The 13,604-nt window shown below is 60.9% G+C and carries 17 protein-coding genes; 9 read left to right on the top strand and 8 right to left on the bottom strand.

Translation table 11 applies throughout. The annotated features are described in order from the left end of the window. Nucleotides 1-83: 83 nt before the first annotated feature. Complete coding sequence (locus J3P88_RS11535; protein WP_434575297.1) at nucleotides 84-611, bottom strand: DUF4946 domain-containing protein; 528 nt, start codon at nucleotides 609-611, stop codon at nucleotides 84-86. A 194-nt stretch (nucleotides 612-805) separates the two neighbouring features. Here J3P88_RS11535 and gloA point away from each other — a divergent pair, with 194 nt between their 5' ends. Continuing rightward, nucleotides 806-1,327 (top strand): lactoylglutathione lyase, encoded by a 522-nt coding sequence (gene gloA, locus J3P88_RS11530; RefSeq protein WP_186709321.1) that lies wholly within the window; start codon nucleotides 806-808, stop codon nucleotides 1,325-1,327. 417 nt (nucleotides 1,328-1,744) lie between these two features. Here the strand turns inward: gloA and ahpF are convergent, their stop codons facing one another. The 4 genes from ahpF to galU form a co-directional block, all read right to left on the bottom strand. After that, entirely contained in the window at nucleotides 1,745-3,307 is a 1,563-nt protein-coding gene (gene ahpF, locus J3P88_RS11525; protein ID WP_434575295.1) for an alkyl hydroperoxide reductase subunit F, read from the bottom strand. A 123-nt stretch (nucleotides 3,308-3,430) separates the two neighbouring features. Beyond that, the gene (ahpC, locus tag J3P88_RS11520; protein ID WP_053122943.1) at nucleotides 3,431-3,994 is read right to left on the bottom strand and encodes an alkyl hydroperoxide reductase subunit C; all 564 of its coding nucleotides are present in this window, start codon (nucleotides 3,992-3,994) and stop codon (nucleotides 3,431-3,433) included. Between the two features lie 177 nt (nucleotides 3,995-4,171). Next, a complete protein-coding gene (gene gorA / locus J3P88_RS11515) occupies nucleotides 4,172-5,527 on the bottom strand; it encodes a glutathione-disulfide reductase (RefSeq protein ID WP_434575293.1) in 1,356 nt (451 codons plus the stop codon). A gap of 318 nt (nucleotides 5,528-5,845) precedes the next feature. Next, nucleotides 5,846-6,685 (bottom strand): UTP--glucose-1-phosphate uridylyltransferase GalU, encoded by an 840-nt coding sequence (gene galU, locus J3P88_RS11510; RefSeq protein ID WP_003182953.1) that lies wholly within the window; start codon nucleotides 6,683-6,685, stop codon nucleotides 5,846-5,848. A gap of 234 nt (nucleotides 6,686-6,919) precedes the next feature. On the opposite strand from galU, the gene J3P88_RS11505 reads away from it, so the two are divergent. Together J3P88_RS11505 and J3P88_RS11500 are read left to right on the top strand one after the other, a co-directional pair. Next, nucleotides 6,920-7,132, top strand: a complete 213-nt coding sequence (locus J3P88_RS11505; RefSeq protein ID WP_060741669.1) for a hypothetical protein — start codon at nucleotides 6,920-6,922, stop codon at nucleotides 7,130-7,132. Nucleotides 7,133-7,261: 129 nt separating this feature from the next. Beyond that, nucleotides 7,262-7,543, top strand: coding sequence for a hypothetical protein (locus J3P88_RS11500; protein WP_186709309.1), 282 nt, complete (start codon nucleotides 7,262-7,264; stop codon nucleotides 7,541-7,543). A gap of 13 nt (nucleotides 7,544-7,556) precedes the next feature. Here J3P88_RS11500 and J3P88_RS11495 read toward each other — a convergent pair whose 3' ends face one another. Together J3P88_RS11495 and J3P88_RS11490 are read right to left on the bottom strand one after the other, a co-directional pair. After that, on the bottom strand, nucleotides 7,557-7,787 hold the full coding sequence (locus J3P88_RS11495) for a hypothetical protein (RefSeq protein ID WP_186709307.1): 231 nt from the start codon (nucleotides 7,785-7,787) through the stop codon (nucleotides 7,557-7,559). Between the two features lie 110 nt (nucleotides 7,788-7,897). Then, nucleotides 7,898-8,248 carry a hypothetical protein gene (locus J3P88_RS11490; protein WP_186709305.1) on the bottom strand — a complete coding sequence of 117 codons (351 nt, stop codon included), beginning with the start codon at nucleotides 8,246-8,248 and terminating at the stop codon, nucleotides 7,898-7,900. Nucleotides 8,249-8,450: 202 nt separating this feature from the next. On the opposite strand from J3P88_RS11490, the gene J3P88_RS11485 reads away from it, so the two are divergent. The 5 genes from J3P88_RS11485 (at nucleotide 8,451) to ada (ending at nucleotide 11,776) form a co-directional block, all read left to right on the top strand. Next, the gene (locus tag J3P88_RS11485) at nucleotides 8,451-8,753 is read left to right on the top strand and encodes a DUF1883 domain-containing protein (RefSeq protein WP_003182962.1); all 303 of its coding nucleotides are present in this window, start codon (nucleotides 8,451-8,453) and stop codon (nucleotides 8,751-8,753) included. Nucleotides 8,754-8,781: 28 nt separating this feature from the next. Continuing rightward, on the top strand, nucleotides 8,782-8,952 hold the full coding sequence (locus J3P88_RS11480; RefSeq protein WP_434575290.1) for a hypothetical protein: 171 nt from the start codon (nucleotides 8,782-8,784) through the stop codon (nucleotides 8,950-8,952). Nucleotides 8,953-9,228: 276 nt separating this feature from the next. Further along, on the top strand, nucleotides 9,229-9,948 hold the full coding sequence (locus J3P88_RS11475) for a 2OG-Fe(II) oxygenase (protein WP_434575289.1): 720 nt from the start codon (nucleotides 9,229-9,231) through the stop codon (nucleotides 9,946-9,948). Continuing rightward, nucleotides 9,935-10,615 (top strand): DNA oxidative demethylase AlkB, encoded by a 681-nt coding sequence (gene alkB, locus J3P88_RS11470; RefSeq protein WP_434575287.1) that lies wholly within the window; start codon nucleotides 9,935-9,937, stop codon nucleotides 10,613-10,615. The genes J3P88_RS11475 and alkB overlap by 14 nt, the downstream gene beginning before the upstream one ends. An 87-nt stretch (nucleotides 10,616-10,702) precedes the next feature. Further along, nucleotides 10,703-11,776, top strand: coding sequence for a bifunctional DNA-binding transcriptional regulator/O6-methylguanine-DNA methyltransferase Ada (gene ada, locus J3P88_RS11465; RefSeq protein ID WP_434575285.1), 1,074 nt, complete (start codon nucleotides 10,703-10,705; stop codon nucleotides 11,774-11,776). On the opposite strand, the gene J3P88_RS11460 is transcribed toward ada, so the two are convergent. Further along, nucleotides 11,740-12,228, bottom strand: a complete 489-nt coding sequence (locus J3P88_RS11460) for a GyrI-like domain-containing protein (RefSeq protein ID WP_434575283.1) — start codon at nucleotides 12,226-12,228, stop codon at nucleotides 11,740-11,742. The genes ada and J3P88_RS11460 overlap by 37 nt on opposite strands. Before the next feature lie 148 nt (nucleotides 12,229-12,376). On the opposite strand from J3P88_RS11460, the gene J3P88_RS11455 reads away from it, so the two are divergent. Beyond that, nucleotides 12,377-13,447 (top strand): NAD(P)H-dependent flavin oxidoreductase, encoded by a 1,071-nt coding sequence (locus J3P88_RS11455; RefSeq protein ID WP_434575281.1) that lies wholly within the window; start codon nucleotides 12,377-12,379, stop codon nucleotides 13,445-13,447. Nucleotides 13,448-13,604: the final 157 nt, after the last annotated feature.

Raw genomic sequence — 13,604 nt, 5'->3', positions numbered from 1 at the left:
AGGCCAAAAAGCCCTGAATATTCAGGGCTTTTTTATGGACTAAACTTTAGGGTTAACCCCTTTGGGGTATTACGTTGAAGGCATCATAGTTTCAAACTGTTTCGCACCGACTGTATTTCATCCTGGCTTTCAACAAACGCCTGCGCCTGCCCGGCATAGGACAGCACATAAGCCTTGCCCTCATTTAGTGCCGCGACGAGTGCCTGAGACAATACATGTCGTCCGTTTTGCGTGATCGTGCAAGTGGTTTCCAATGCAGTTACGCCACCCAACATGGAAGCATGCACCTTAGTGCACACACTTTGATAACCGCCCTGGAAAAAATCCTTCTGGATTGATTTGCGCATTTCCAACAATACGCCCTGCAAGTTGACTTGGTGATCGGGGGCAACGGGGGTCGTGGTCAGTTCCAAGACCATCACGGCATTGCCGGCCGGATCACTCTTGGTAGCCCGTTGGCGCAGGGTCCCCGGGGCTGCCGAGGCCGATGCCTCTGCGGGCATGGGTTCGACGACCCAGCCCTGGGGCCAGGTAATTTGCGGTTCGGACGCCTGGACGCCGCCGACGCTCACCAGCAGCAGGACAAACAGCGAAAGGAACGGTCGAATCATTGCATTGGCACTCAAGGACGAAGCGTGAAGTCTGAAGGCCGAGGCAGAACCAGGCAATAGCCGCGCGCGGTTTGGCGGCACCGTGTCCCTTGCGTATCATGGGCGCAGCTGCAAGGAAGCCGTTGACGCAAGCCCAGGAACCGTCGCGACCACGCTTGCGACGCCGTTTGCCCCACTTTTTCTCCGGAGGGCCCATGAGCCTGCACGAACTCAATACTTTCCCTGGCGTCACCGCCCAACCTGACGCCGCCACGGCCCAGTTCGTCTTCAACCACACCATGCTGCGGGTCAAGGACATCACCCAGTCCCTGGATTTCTACACCCGCGTGCTGGGTTTCTCGCTGGTGGAAAAGCGCGACTTCCCAGAAGCCGAATTCAGCCTGTATTTCCTGGCGTTGGTGGACAAGCACCAGATCCCGGCGGACGCGGCGGCGCGTACCGAATGGATGAAGTCGATCCCTGGCATCCTGGAACTGACCCACAACCACGGCACCGAAAGCGACCCGGCGTTCGCCTACCATAACGGCAACACCGACCCTCGCGGCTTCGGCCATATCTGCATCTCGGTACCGGACGTCGTCGCAGCCTGCGAGCGCTTCGAAGCATTGGGCTGCAACTTCCAGAAGCGCCTGAGCGACGGTCGCATGAAAAGCCTGGCCTTCATCAAGGACCCGGATGGCTACTGGGTCGAGATCATCCAGCCTGCGCCGTTGTAAATCCACAGCAGGATCACAAGTTCTACAACCACATCAGCCCCTTGTGGAAGCCAATGCTGTTCACTTGAGGCAATCGACAACCCCGTGGCGAGGGAGCTTGCTCCCGCTGGGCCGCGAAGCGGCCCCAAAACCTGCCATGTGCGGCGTATCAGACACACCGCCCCCGCCGGTTTACGACTGCTTCGCAGCCGAGCGGGAGCAAGCTCCCTCGCCACAGGGTCAGCATTTTTCTTAAGTGAACGGCATTACCTTGTGGGAGCGAGCTTGCTCGCGATGGCGGTCTGTCTGGCACATCAATATTGAATGGGCTGCAGCTATCGCGAGCAAGCTCGCTCCCACAGGAGAATGCGTGATTCGAATAAAAAACCCCATGAGCCAATGGCTCATGGGGTTTTGTGTTTTCCGCTATTGGTTTGTTCAGGCCGGCGCGGAGGTGCGGATCAGGTGGTCGAAGGCGCTCAGCGAAGCCTTGGCGCCCTCGCCCACGGCGATCACGATCTGCTTGTACGGCACGGTGGTCACGTCACCAGCGGCGAACACGCCAGGGATCGAGGTTTCGCCACGGGCATCGACGATGATCTCGCCACGGGGTGACAACTCGACGGTGCCCTTGAGCCAATCGGTGTTAGGCAACAGGCCGATCTGCACGAAGATCCCTTCCAGCGCCACGTCGCGCACTTCACCGCTCGGACGATCCTTGTAGCGCAGGCCGTTGACCTTCTGGCCATCACCCGTCACTTCGGTGGTCTGGGCGTTGGTGATCACGGTCACGTTCGGCAGGCTGTGCAGTTTGCGCTGCAACACCGCGTCGGCACGTAATTGCACATCGAACTCCAGCAAGGTGACGTGGGCAACGATACCGGCCAGGTCGATCGCCGCTTCGACGCCGGAGTTACCACCGCCAATCACCGCCACGCGCTTGCCCTTGAACAGCGGGCCGTCGCAGTGCGGGCAGTACGCCACGCCCTTGTTGCGGTATTGCTGCTCGCCCGGCACGTTCATTTCGCGCCAGCGGGCACCGGTCGCCAGGATCACGGTCTTGGCCTTGAGGCTCGCACCGCTGGCGAACTTGATTTCATGCAGCCCGCCGTCCTTGCCCGGCACCAGGCCGTCGGCACGTTGCAGGTTCATGATGTCCACGTCGTACTGCTTGACGTGTTCTTCCAGGGCAACCGCCAGTTTCGGCCCTTCGGTTTCCTGGACCGAGATGAAGTTCTCGATGGCCATGGTGTCGAGCACCTGGCCACCAAAACGCTCGGCCGCCACACCGGTGCGAATGCCTTTGCGGGCCGCGTAGATCGCCGCCGAAGCGCCGGCCGGGCCACCGCCGACCACCAGCACATCAAAGGCGTCCTTGGCGCTGATTTTCTCGGCCTGGCGTTCGATACCGCTGGTATCGATCTTGGCGAGAATCTCTTCCAGGCCCATGCGGCCCTGGCCAAAGTTCACGCCGTTCAGGTAAATGCTGGGCACGGCCATGATCTGGCGCTCATCGACTTCGGCCTGGAACAGCGCGCCGTCGATGGCGACGTGGTGAATGTTCGGGTTCAGCACCGCCATCAGGTTCAGCGCCTGGACCACGTCCGGGCAGTTCTGGCACGACAGCGAGAAATACGTCTCGAAGTTGAACTCGCCTTCAAGGGCGCGGATCTGTTCGATGACTTCGACACTGGCCTTCGACGGGTGGCCACCGACTTGCAGCAGGGCCAGCACCAGCGAAGTGAATTCATGCCCCATGGGAATACCGGCGAAACGCAGGCTGATATCCGCTCCCGGGCGGTTCAACGAAAACGAAGGCTTGCGCGCATCGGTGCCGTTGTCGAGCAACGTAATCTGGTGGGAAAGACTGGCAACGTCTTGGAGTAACGTGAGCATTTCCTGGGATTTCGCACCGTCGTCGAGGGAGGCGACGATCTCGATCGGCTGGGTGACCCGTTCCAGGTATGACTTCAACTGAGCTTTAAGATTGGCGTCCAACATACGGGCGATTTCCATTTTTTAATTTCAGAAAAAACAACGCCCGAGCGAATCTCGCCCGGGCGTTTTGTGGGGCGAAGCGGCTTACTTGATTAAGAGCGGATCGCCCTCGGATGACTCACAGGTTTAGATCTTGCCGACCAGGTCCAGGGACGGAGCCAGGGTGGCCTCGCCTTCTTTCCACTTGGCTGGGCAGACTTCGCCTGGGTGAGCGGCAACGTACTGAGCGGCCTTGATCTTGCGCAGCAGCTCGGAAGCGTCACGGCCTACACCGCCGTCGTTGATTTCAACGATCTTGATCTGGCCTTCTGGGTTGATCACGAAAGTACCGCGGTCAGCCAGGCCGACTTCTTCGATTAGCACGTCGAAGTTGCGGGAGATGACGTGGGTCGGGTCGCCGATCATGGTGTACTGGATCTTGCCGATGGCTGGCGAAGTGTTGTGCCAGGCCGCGTGGGCAAAGTGAGTGTCGGTGGAAACGCTGTAGATCTCGACGCCCAGTTTCTGGAATTCGGCGTAGTTATCGGCCAGGTCTTCCAGTTCGGTTGGGCAGACGAAGGTGAAGTCAGCCGGGTAGAAGAACACGACAGACCACTTGCCTTTCAGGTCGGCGTCCGACACTTCGACAAAAGCGCCGTTTTTGAAAGCGGTGGCGTTGAACGGTTTAACTTGGCTGTTGATGATAGGCATCGATGTTTCTCCGTCAGGGGTTGAAAAGTTGATGGAGAGGATCTTACCCACTCATCCCCAGGCTGGCTCATTGGCAAACCTGATGTGAATGATTGGTTTTGGCTATCAGGAATCTATATAGATAGAAGAAATCTGTGGGGCCGTGTAGGAACTCCTACACGGCGCCTACATACCGCGTCAGGCGACGGGGGTACGCATCGTCACGAATTCTTCGGCGGCAGTTGGGTGCACGCCGATGGTTTCGTCGAAGTCGCGCTTGGTGGCGCCGGCCTTGAGGGCGATGGCCAAGCCTTGGACGATTTCCCCGGCGTCCGGTCCGACCATGTGGCAGCCCAAGACTTTATCGGTGTTGGCATCGACGACCAGTTTCATCAAGGTGCGTTCCTGGCAGTCGGTGAGGGTCAGCTTCATCGGCCGGAAACGGCTTTCAAAAATCTGAACCTCGTGCCCCTCCTCCCGGGCCTGCTCTTCGGTCAGGCCCACCGTGCCGATGTTCGGCAGGCTGAACACGGCGGTGGGGATCATCCGGTAATCCACCAGGCGATACTGCTCGGGCTTGAACAGCCGCCGCGCCACCGCCATGCCTTCGGCCAGGGCCACCGGCGTAAGCTGCACACGGCCGATCACGTCGCCAATGGCCAGGATCGACGGTTCGGTGGTCTCGTACTTTTCGTTGACCTGTACGAAGCCTTTTTCGTCCAGCTTGACGCCCGTGTTCTCCAGCCCAAGGTTGTCCAGCATCGGCCGTCGGCCCGTGGCGTAGAACACACAATCGGTCGACAGCGTGCGACCATCCTTGAGTGTCACCTTGAGGCTGCCGTCCGCTTCTTTATCGATGCGCTGGATGTCGGCGTTGAATTGCAGATCCAGGCCACGACGTTGCAGCTCTTCAGCCAGATGCTTGCGCACGGCGCCGTCGAAGCCACGCAGGAACAAGTCGCCGCGATAGAGCAAGGACGTCTGCGCGCCCATGCCATGGAAAATCCCGGCGAATTCAACGGCAATGTAGCCGCCGCCCACCACCAGCATGCGCTTGGGCAACGTCTTGAGGAAAAACGCCTCGTTGGAACTGATGGCATGCTCGCGACCTGGAATGTCAGGGATTACCGGCCAGCCCCCCGTGGCGATCATGATGTGTTCGGCGGTGTAGCGCTGGCCATTGATCTCGACTTCGTGGGGCCCGGTCAGCCTGGCATGCCCTTCGTGCAGCTCGACGCCGCTGTTGACCAGCAGGTTGCGGTAGATACCATTGAGGCGATTGATCTCGCGGTCCTTGTTGGCGATCAACGTGGCCCAGTCGAAACTCGCCTCGCCCGCCGTCCAGCCATAGGCCGATGCCTGCTCGAAGTCCTCGGCGTAATGCGCGCCGTAGACCAGCAGCTTTTTCGGCACACAGCCCACATTCACGCAGGTCCCGCCCAGGTAGCGGCTTTCCGCCACGGCCACCTTGGCCCCGAACCCGGCGGCGAACCGCGCAGCCCGCACGCCACCGGAACCGGCGCCAATCACATACAAGTCAAAATCGTAGGCCATCTTCTATCTCCTTCGGCAGGTCACCAGCATACCTGCTGTTTTCGCCTGAGGCAGCGTTGCGATGGTTATGGGGGCGGAAAATGGAAAAGCCAGCTGGACTGGATCATGTCGAGCGGTCAAGCCCAAAACCTGTGGGAGCGGGCTTGCTCGCGAATGCAGTGTGTCAAACGACATCAATGTTGGTTGTGCCGCCCTCTTCGCGAGCAAGCCCGCTCCCACAAGGTGAATCCCTTGTATGGCTTGCGAGAGATTTTTTCCCAAGCCAAAAAAAACGCCCCGAACCAGTCGGGGCGTTTTTTATGGCGTGGCGCAGGCTTATCAGTAAGCCTTGCCCGTCTTGTAGAAGTTCTCGAAGCAGAAGTTGGTCGCGTCGATGTAGCCTTCGGCGCCACCGCAGTCGAAACGCTTGCCCTTGAACTTGTAGGCCATGACGCAGCCGTTCTGGGCCTGTTTCATCAAGGCGTCGGTGATCTGGATTTCGCCGCCTTTGCCTGGCTCGGTCTGTTCGATCAGGTCGAAGATGTCCGGGGTCAGGATGTAGCGACCGATGATCGCCAGGTTGGACGGCGCGTCTTCAGGCTTTGGTTTTTCAACCATGCTGTGGACGCGGTAGATGTCGTCGCGGATCATTTCGCCGGCGATCACGCCGTACTTGTTGGTTTCCTGCGGATCGACTTCCTGGATCGCCACGATGGAGCAGCGGAACTGCTTGTACAGCTTGACCATCTGGGTCAGGACGCCGTCGCCTTCGAGGTTGACGCACAGGTCGTCCGCCAGGACCACGGCGAACGGTTCGTCACCGATCAGTGGGCGACCGGTCAGGATTGCGTGGCCCAGGCCTTTCATTTCGGTCTGGCGGGTGTAGGAGAACGAGCACTCATCCAGCAATTTGCGGATGCCGACCAGGTACTTTTCCTTGTCGGTGCCTTTGATCTGGTTTTCCAGCTCGTAGCTGATGTCGAAATGGTCTTCCAGGGCGCGCTTGCCACGGCCAGTCACGATGGAGATTTCAGTCAGACCCGCATCAAGGGCTTCTTCGACGCCGTACTGGATCAGTGGCTTGTTCACCACCGGCAGCATTTCTTTGGGCATGGCTTTAGTCGCTGGCAGGAAGCGAGTACCGTAACCGGCTGCTGGGAACAAGCATTTCTTGATCATATAAGTCCTTGAAAAGGCGGTGTGTACGAGTTTCGGCGCAGTCTAATCAGGCGACGGGCACCTTACAATGCCCGCACTGGCCAACCGGTGCCATCATAGAGAAATAAAAAACGGCGGATAGTTCAATCGCCTTTCGTTTCGATGGCTGCAGCGGTCCACTGTACGCCAGTGAGCGCTGTTTGCGAGCATTTGACGTATCATGGCGGCCTTGATCACGCCAACTGAGGCAGCTAGATGTCGGCAAGAAACGCAAACGGTTATTCGGTCAGCCAGGGCAAGGACGGCCAGTGGTGGATTATCAACTACCACGGCGAGCAGGTCGCCGGCCCCTTGCCCAGCAAGGCCATGGCCGTGGAAGTGGCTGCGGTATTCCAGGACGAACGCGCGGCTCCAGCGACAAAAGAACGCGAAAGCGCCCCCGCCCGCAGCCCCCGCCGCAAGAAATGAGCCGCAGGAAATAAACAGACGAGCCTCTGGTAAATGCCATCCGCGCATCGAACGAGGCTTGTTTAGCTGTACCGCAATGGCCATTCGCTATAACCTCGCCATTGCCCTTCCCTCCTCGATGACGATCCCATGAAAACACTTCTGGCGCTGTTTACAGTCCTGGCCCTGGCGGGCTGTGCCTCGGCCGAAAAAACCTATCTCGATAATGGTGAGCAAGGCTTGGCGATCGACTGTTCGGGCGAGGCCAATTCCTGGGCGACTTGCTATGAAAAGGCCGATGCGTCCTGTGCCGGCACTGGCTACCGCATCGTCGGCACCGACGGCACGCCCCAGGCCAAGGACAGCGAGAAGACCCTGGGCGTCGACGTCGGCAACTTCAGCAGCCGCAGTGTCGTGGTGGTCTGCAAATAAGTTTGCAAAGAAATCAGATGTGGATCTCGGCGAACTTGATGCCCAGCCCACGTATGGTCTCGACCAGGTCATCGAGCTGGCTGAAGGACTCGACTTCGTCCTGCTCATCCACCAGGAAAAAACTGCGCCCGGCGCTTTTCTTGAAGAATACGATCCATTCGCCCGGGCTCGCCGGGTTCTGGATCACGTGGGTAGCAAAGATAAGGCCTTCTGCATGGCGCTCGCGCACCTGCTCGCGTTTCATCGAGTGACTCCATGAATGACAATGCCGCCAACGTTGACCGTGGCGGCATTTTTTGTCGAGGGACAGCAGTTTATCCGATGGCCGGTCCGCTCGTCAGGCGCTGACGGTGTTCAGCCGGAAATGCAGGCGTTGGCGGCATCCTGCACGTCGCCCGGACGCACGGGCACGTTGGACATGCTTTCGTGCAGCTTGATGCTGCTGCCACTGGAACGCTCGTCAATGTCGAACACTGCCGCTGGCAGGGCCGACAGTTTGCCTGGGACGATCAGCCGCACGCCATTCTTGTGCGGCTCCATTTGCAGCGAGCCACGGCTGCTGGCCAGCTTGTCGGCCACGCACTTGGCATATTCGTGGGGTTTCTTTCCGGAGATGACGCTCATGGTGGGGGGCGTCTGGTTGATGTCCGATACCGATGCACATCCACTCATGGCCAATGCCAACACCCACACGCTGCGCTTCATATGTTTCCTCCAATAAAGATGCTCCGACAGTGCAAACACCGTTTTGCTCCGGTGCCGGACCGCTTTTTTTTCCCGCTACCTGCGATAAATGAACAAAGCCTGGCGCGCGGGCCGGATATTAACACTCGGGGCTGATAAACTGCGCCTCATTGCCCCTTGCTATCGTTTTGATTTTGTAGAAAAAGCCCTTCTGGAGGCGCCCATGAAATTCATTCACCAGCGCGAGCACCTGAACGAAGACGACATTGTCGTCATCGAATGCTCGCAGATGTGCAACATCCGTTTGATGAACGACGCCAACTTCCGCAGCTTCAAGAACGGCGGCCGGCACACGTATCACGGTGGCGCGTTCGACACCTTCCCGGCCAGGATCACGGCGCCGAGCACCGGTTTCTGGAACATCACCATCGACACCGTCAACCGCCGTGCAATCAGCGTCACGCGCAAGCCGACCCTGACCCACAAGATCAAGATCATCCGGCGCTCCAGCTCGAAACTGAGCTGAACATCGCCCTTTCAAGAAAGGCAAAACCGTGGCCCAGACGACCAAATACGTTATCAATTACAAGCTCAACGGCGTACGCCGCTTCGAATTCGCGCAACTGGAAACCGGTACCGAGGAAGAAGCCCTGGCCGCGTTGCAAAAACTGCACGGCGAGACCGACGATGTGATCAGCGAGGTCAAAGTCAGCAAGGCGCTGTAACGGCTCATCCTGATTGTTTTTTGTAGCCACTGGGTGGGCACGATGCTTTTGTGGCGAGGGAGCTTGCTCCCGCTCGGCTGCGCAGCAGTCGCAAAACCTGCTGGCGCGGCCTGCCTGCAAGAACACATCAGTCATTTTGGGTCGGCTTCGCCGCCCAGCGGGAGCAAGCTCCCTCGCCACAAGAGCATTGTGCTCAATGGTGTACCGCAAGAATCGGAGTGCCCGGCAACGCAGCACTGCGCAGACTGAACAGTCCTTCCAACAAGGATTGCCATCGTGCCCCCTCCGCCTTCCCTGCCCCAACACCTCGCCAACCTGAACTGGCCCGCCCTGGAGCAAAGCCTCGACCAGGACGGCTGTGCAATCATTCGCAACCTGCTGCCGCCATCGCAGTGTCGACAACTGAGTGGTTTGTACACCGACCCCAGTCTTTTCCGTTCACGGGTGATCATGGCCCGTCATGGATTCGGGCGCGGTGAGTATCAGTATTTTCGCTATCCGCTACCGGACCTCGTCCAACAGCTGCGTCAGTCGCTGTACCCCATGCTGGTGCCGCTGGCGAACCGCTGGAATGAATGCATGGGCCTGGACGTGCGCTACCCCCACAAACACGCCGACTTCATCCAGCGCTGTCACGCCGCCGGACAATCGCGCCCCACACCGTTGTTGTTGCAATACGGTCCGCAGGACTACAACTGCCTGCACCAGGATCTGTACGGCGAACAGGTGTTCCCCTTGCAGGTCGCGATCCTGCTGTCGGAACCGGACCGGGAGTTTACCGGTGGCGAGTTTGTCCTCACCGAACAACGCCCGCGCATGCAGTCGCGGCCCCTGGTCATGGATCTGAAACAGGGCGATGCGCTGGTGTTTGCTGTGCACCAGCGGCCGGTCAAAGGCGTTCGCGGTTATTATCGGGTGAACATGCGCCATGGCGTCAGCTGCGTGCGCAGCGGCAGACGGCACACCTTGGGAATCATTTTTCATGATGCGCAATGACGACACACCGGTCACCTTGGACCTGTTCGCCGAGCAGGCGCCCACCACGCCCGGCCAGGTCGAACAGATCGGCCAGCAAGCGTTCGTGCTGCGCGGGTTCGCCCTGCCCTGGCTCGAGCGTTTGCTGCCGGCCCTGGAGAACGTCTTGCAAGCTGCGCCGTTCCGGCAGATGGTCACGCCCGGCGGCTTTACCATGTCGGTGGCCTTGAGCAGTTGCGGCGCGCTGGGCTGGACCACCGACCGCAGCGGCTATCGCTACACTGCCCATGACCCGCAGACCGGCCGCCCCTGGCCCGACATGCCGACGGTGTTTCGCGAACTGGCCCAGGCCGCCGCCCGCCAGGCGGGGTTCGAGGCATTCGAGCCCGACGCCTGCCTGATCAACCGCTATGTGCCCGGCGCGCGAATGTCGCTGCACCAGGATAAGAACGAGCGCTCCCTCGACGCCCCCATCGTCTCGATGTCCCTGGGCTTGCCGGCGGTGTTCCTGTTCGGCGGCTTCGCGCGCAGCGACAAAAGCCTGCGCATCCCGCTGTTCCATGGCGACATCGTGGTCTGGGGCGGCGTGGACCGCTTGCGTTACCACGGCGTGCTGCCGCTCAAGGAAGGACAACACCCGCGCCTGGGCGCCCAGCGGATCAACCTGACGTTTCGCACCGCCGGGTGAAGGTGCAGAATTCGACCGCAAGACCCGGAGTGTCGCCCTCTCGCAGGCTGGCTAATGTAGCCAAAACGGGCCAATGGAATAACGACCATGAACAGCACTTCAAACAATCTCGCCCCTGAACAGGATCCCCGCTGGGCCGCCGTGCTCGCCCGCGATCCGCGCGCCGACGGAACATTTGTCTATGGCGTGAAAACCACTGGCATCTACTGCCACCCCAGCAGCCTGTCGCGCCTGCCCAACCCGCGCAACGTCGAATTCTTCGACACGCCGGAACAGGCCCAGGCCGCCGGCTACCGGCCCAGCAAGCGCGTGGCCCGGGACCAGACCCAGGTCGCCGCCCAACAAGCGGCCCGGGTCGCGGCGGCCTGCCGGCAGATCGAGGCGGCCGAGGCGCTGCCCGGCCTGAATGAACTGGCAGACCGCGCCGGCTTGAGTCCCTTTCATTTCCATCGGGTCTTCAAGGCCGTCACCGGCCTGACGCCCAAGGGCTACGCCGCCGCCCACCGCTCACGCAAGGTCCGCGAACGCCTGGCCGATGGCGGCACCATCACCGAGGCGCTGTACGACGCCGGTTTCAATTCCAACAGCCGCTTCTATGAGGCAGCCGACAAGGTGCTGGGCATGAAGCCCGCCGACTACCGCGCCGCCGGGCAGAACACCGACATCCGTTTCGCCGTCGGCCAGTGCTCCCTCGGGGCGATCCTGGTGGCGCAAAGCGAGCGTGGCGTGTGCGCGATCCTGCTGGGCGACGATCCGGATGCGTTGGTGCGGGACCTGCAGGACAAATTCCGCCGGGCCAACCTCATCGGTGCCGACCGGGAGTTCGAGCAGTTGATCGCCCAAGTGGTGGGCTTCATCGAAGCACCCGCCTTGGGCCTGGACCTGCCCTTGGACCTGCGCGGCACCGCCTTCCAGGAGCGAGTCTGGCAAGCGTTGCGGGACATCCCCGCCGGCAGCACCGCCAGCTACGCCGAGATCGCCCAGCGCATCGGCATGCCCAAGGCCGTGCGCGCCGTGGCCCAGGCCTGTGGCGCCAACAGCCTGGCAGTGGCGATCCCCTGCCACCGGGTGGTGCGCAGCGACGGCAACCTGTCGGGCTATCGCTGGGGCGTGGAGCGCAAGCGTCAGTTGCTGGCGCTGGAGCGCTCGTCCGGGGATTGAATGCCGATGTAGATCGCCACCGATTCGGGGCCGCTGTAGACCTCGAAATCGGTGGTGAAACGGCGCAGCGTCTGCGGGTTATCGGCGAAGTACGCCCAGATCAAGCCCCAGGTCTGGATCACGCAATCGGGCATCGGCCCCTTGGCCGAAAACACCAGGTAATCCCCACCCTCGATGTCCACGGCGGGGTAGCCTGCGCTGGTCGCATCCACCTGCACCCCGGCCGTTACGTCGAAGTGGCCGGTGGCGTCGGACTCGTAATGGGAATAGACACCGTAGACGAACGACTCCGACTGCCGGGCCGGAATCGTGTCGAACAACCCTTCGGTGAAGAATCGTTGCCACAACGGGCCGATCCTCGCCGTGTCGGGATGCTGCTCGTCGGCGTTGCGGGTGCGCACCTGCAAACCGGCCACGGTGAAGGGTTCGACAGTCTTGAGTTTCACATCCATGGGTCAGGCTCCTTGTGTATGAAGCGCGCATGGTAACCCTCACGGCGCCGGGATCAAGCGGCGAGTACTCGATTGAAAAACTCGACTGGCCGTCGCCGGCCCACACCTGTTAAAAACGCTGTTTCCTTCTGCCGTCGGAGACCCGTACATGAGCCAGTGGCCAGACACTCGCATTCTTGACTTGCTCGGCATCGAGCTGCCCATCATCCAGGGGCCGTTGGCCGGGGTGACCGGGCCGGCCATGGTGGTCGCGACCTGCAATGCCGGCGGGCTGGGTTCGATGCCGGCGGCGATGCTCGATGTCGAACAACTGCGCCAGGCGCTGACGACCATCCGCGAGCAGACCGACAAACCATTCAATGTGAATTTTTTCGCTCACCAGCCACCGGCCTTCGACGAACAACGGGCCGAGGCCTGGAAGCAACGGCTCAAGCCGTACTACGAGGAATTGGGCGTCGACTTCGACGCACCGACGCCAGTGTCCAACCGCACGCCTTTCGATGATGCAGCCTGCCGGGTGCTGGAGGAGATCCGTCCCAAAGTGGTGAGTTTCCACTTCGGTTTGCCGGAAAAATCCCTGCTGGACCGGGTCAAGGCCACCGGGGCGAAGATCCTTTCTTCGGCCACCACCGTCGAGGAAGCCATCTGGCTTGAACAGCACGGTTGCGACGCGATCATTGCCATGGGTTATGAAGCCGGGGGGCATCGCGGAATGTTCCTCAGCGACGACCTCAACACCCAGGTCGGGCTGTTTGCCTTGTTGCCGCAGGTGGTGGATGCGGTGAAGGTGCCGGTGATCGCCACCGGTGGCATTGGCGATGCGCGGGGGATTGTCGCGGCGTTCGCCCTCGGTGCCTCGGCGGTGCAATTGGGCAGCGCCTATCTGTTCACGCCCGAGGCGAAGATCAGCGCGTCCCATCACCGGGCGTTGCGCACGGCCAAGGAAAGCCAGACCGCGGTCACCAACCTGTTCACCGGCCGTCCGGCCCGGGGCATCGTCAACCGGGTGATGCGCGAAGTGGGCCCGATGAGTCCGCTGGCCCCAGCGTTCCCCCTGGCCGGCGGCGCGTTGATGCCGCTGCGGGCCAAGGGCGAAGCGGACTTCAGCAACCTCTGGGCCGGCCAGGCCTTCCCTCTGGGCCGCGAGTTGCCGGCGGCCGAGTTGACGCGGCGGTTGGCCGAGGAGGCATTGGCCCGACTCCACAGGGCGAATGTCTGATCGAGCGCTATCGCGAGCAAGCTCGCTCCCACAAGGGATTGCTGGCAACCACAACATTGGGTGATGCCAATGTACCTGTGGGAGCGAGCTTGCTCGCGATAGCAGTGGGTCAGTTGGCATAGGTGTTGATTGCGCTGCCGTCTTCGCGAGCAAGCCC

Source organism: Pseudomonas sp. Z3-6, assembly GCF_051131985.1.
GTDB lineage: Bacteria > Pseudomonadota > Gammaproteobacteria > Pseudomonadales > Pseudomonadaceae > Aquipseudomonas > Aquipseudomonas zanjanensis.
The sequence above is the reverse complement of the archived record's forward strand: the minus strand, read 5'-3'. Positions and strand labels throughout refer to the sequence as shown.

Bases quoted from the DNA above. Each gene is read 5' to 3' on its own strand.
- J3P88_RS11535 (WP_434575297.1), bottom strand. From the start codon at position 611: ATGATTCGACCGTTCCTTTCGCTGTTTGTCCTGCTGCTGGTGAGCGTC.
- gloA (WP_186709321.1), top strand. From the start codon at position 806: ATGAGCCTGCACGAACTCAATACTTTCCCTGGCGTCACCGCCCAACCT.
- ahpF (WP_434575295.1), bottom strand. From the start codon at position 3,307: ATGTTGGACGCCAATCTTAAAGCTCAGTTGAAGTCATACCTGGAACGG.
- ahpC (WP_053122943.1), bottom strand. From the start codon at position 3,994: ATGCCTATCATCAACAGCCAAGTTAAACCGTTCAACGCCACCGCTTTC.
- gorA (WP_434575293.1), bottom strand. From the start codon at position 5,527: ATGGCCTACGATTTTGACTTGTATGTGATTGGCGCCGGTTCCGGTGGC.
- galU (WP_003182953.1), bottom strand. From the start codon at position 6,685: ATGATCAAGAAATGCTTGTTCCCAGCAGCCGGTTACGGTACTCGCTTC.
- J3P88_RS11505 (WP_060741669.1), top strand. From the start codon at position 6,920: ATGTCGGCAAGAAACGCAAACGGTTATTCGGTCAGCCAGGGCAAGGAC.
- J3P88_RS11500 (WP_186709309.1), top strand. From the start codon at position 7,262: ATGAAAACACTTCTGGCGCTGTTTACAGTCCTGGCCCTGGCGGGCTGT.
- J3P88_RS11495 (WP_186709307.1), bottom strand. From the start codon at position 7,787: ATGAAACGCGAGCAGGTGCGCGAGCGCCATGCAGAAGGCCTTATCTTT.
- J3P88_RS11490 (WP_186709305.1), bottom strand. From the start codon at position 8,248: ATGAAGCGCAGCGTGTGGGTGTTGGCATTGGCCATGAGTGGATGTGCA.
- J3P88_RS11485 (WP_003182962.1), top strand. From the start codon at position 8,451: ATGAAATTCATTCACCAGCGCGAGCACCTGAACGAAGACGACATTGTC.
- alkB (WP_434575287.1), top strand. From the start codon at position 9,935: ATGATGCGCAATGACGACACACCGGTCACCTTGGACCTGTTCGCCGAG.
- ada (WP_434575285.1), top strand. From the start codon at position 10,703: ATGAACAGCACTTCAAACAATCTCGCCCCTGAACAGGATCCCCGCTGG.
- J3P88_RS11460 (WP_434575283.1), bottom strand. From the start codon at position 12,228: ATGGATGTGAAACTCAAGACTGTCGAACCCTTCACCGTGGCCGGTTTG.
- J3P88_RS11455 (WP_434575281.1), top strand. From the start codon at position 12,377: ATGAGCCAGTGGCCAGACACTCGCATTCTTGACTTGCTCGGCATCGAG.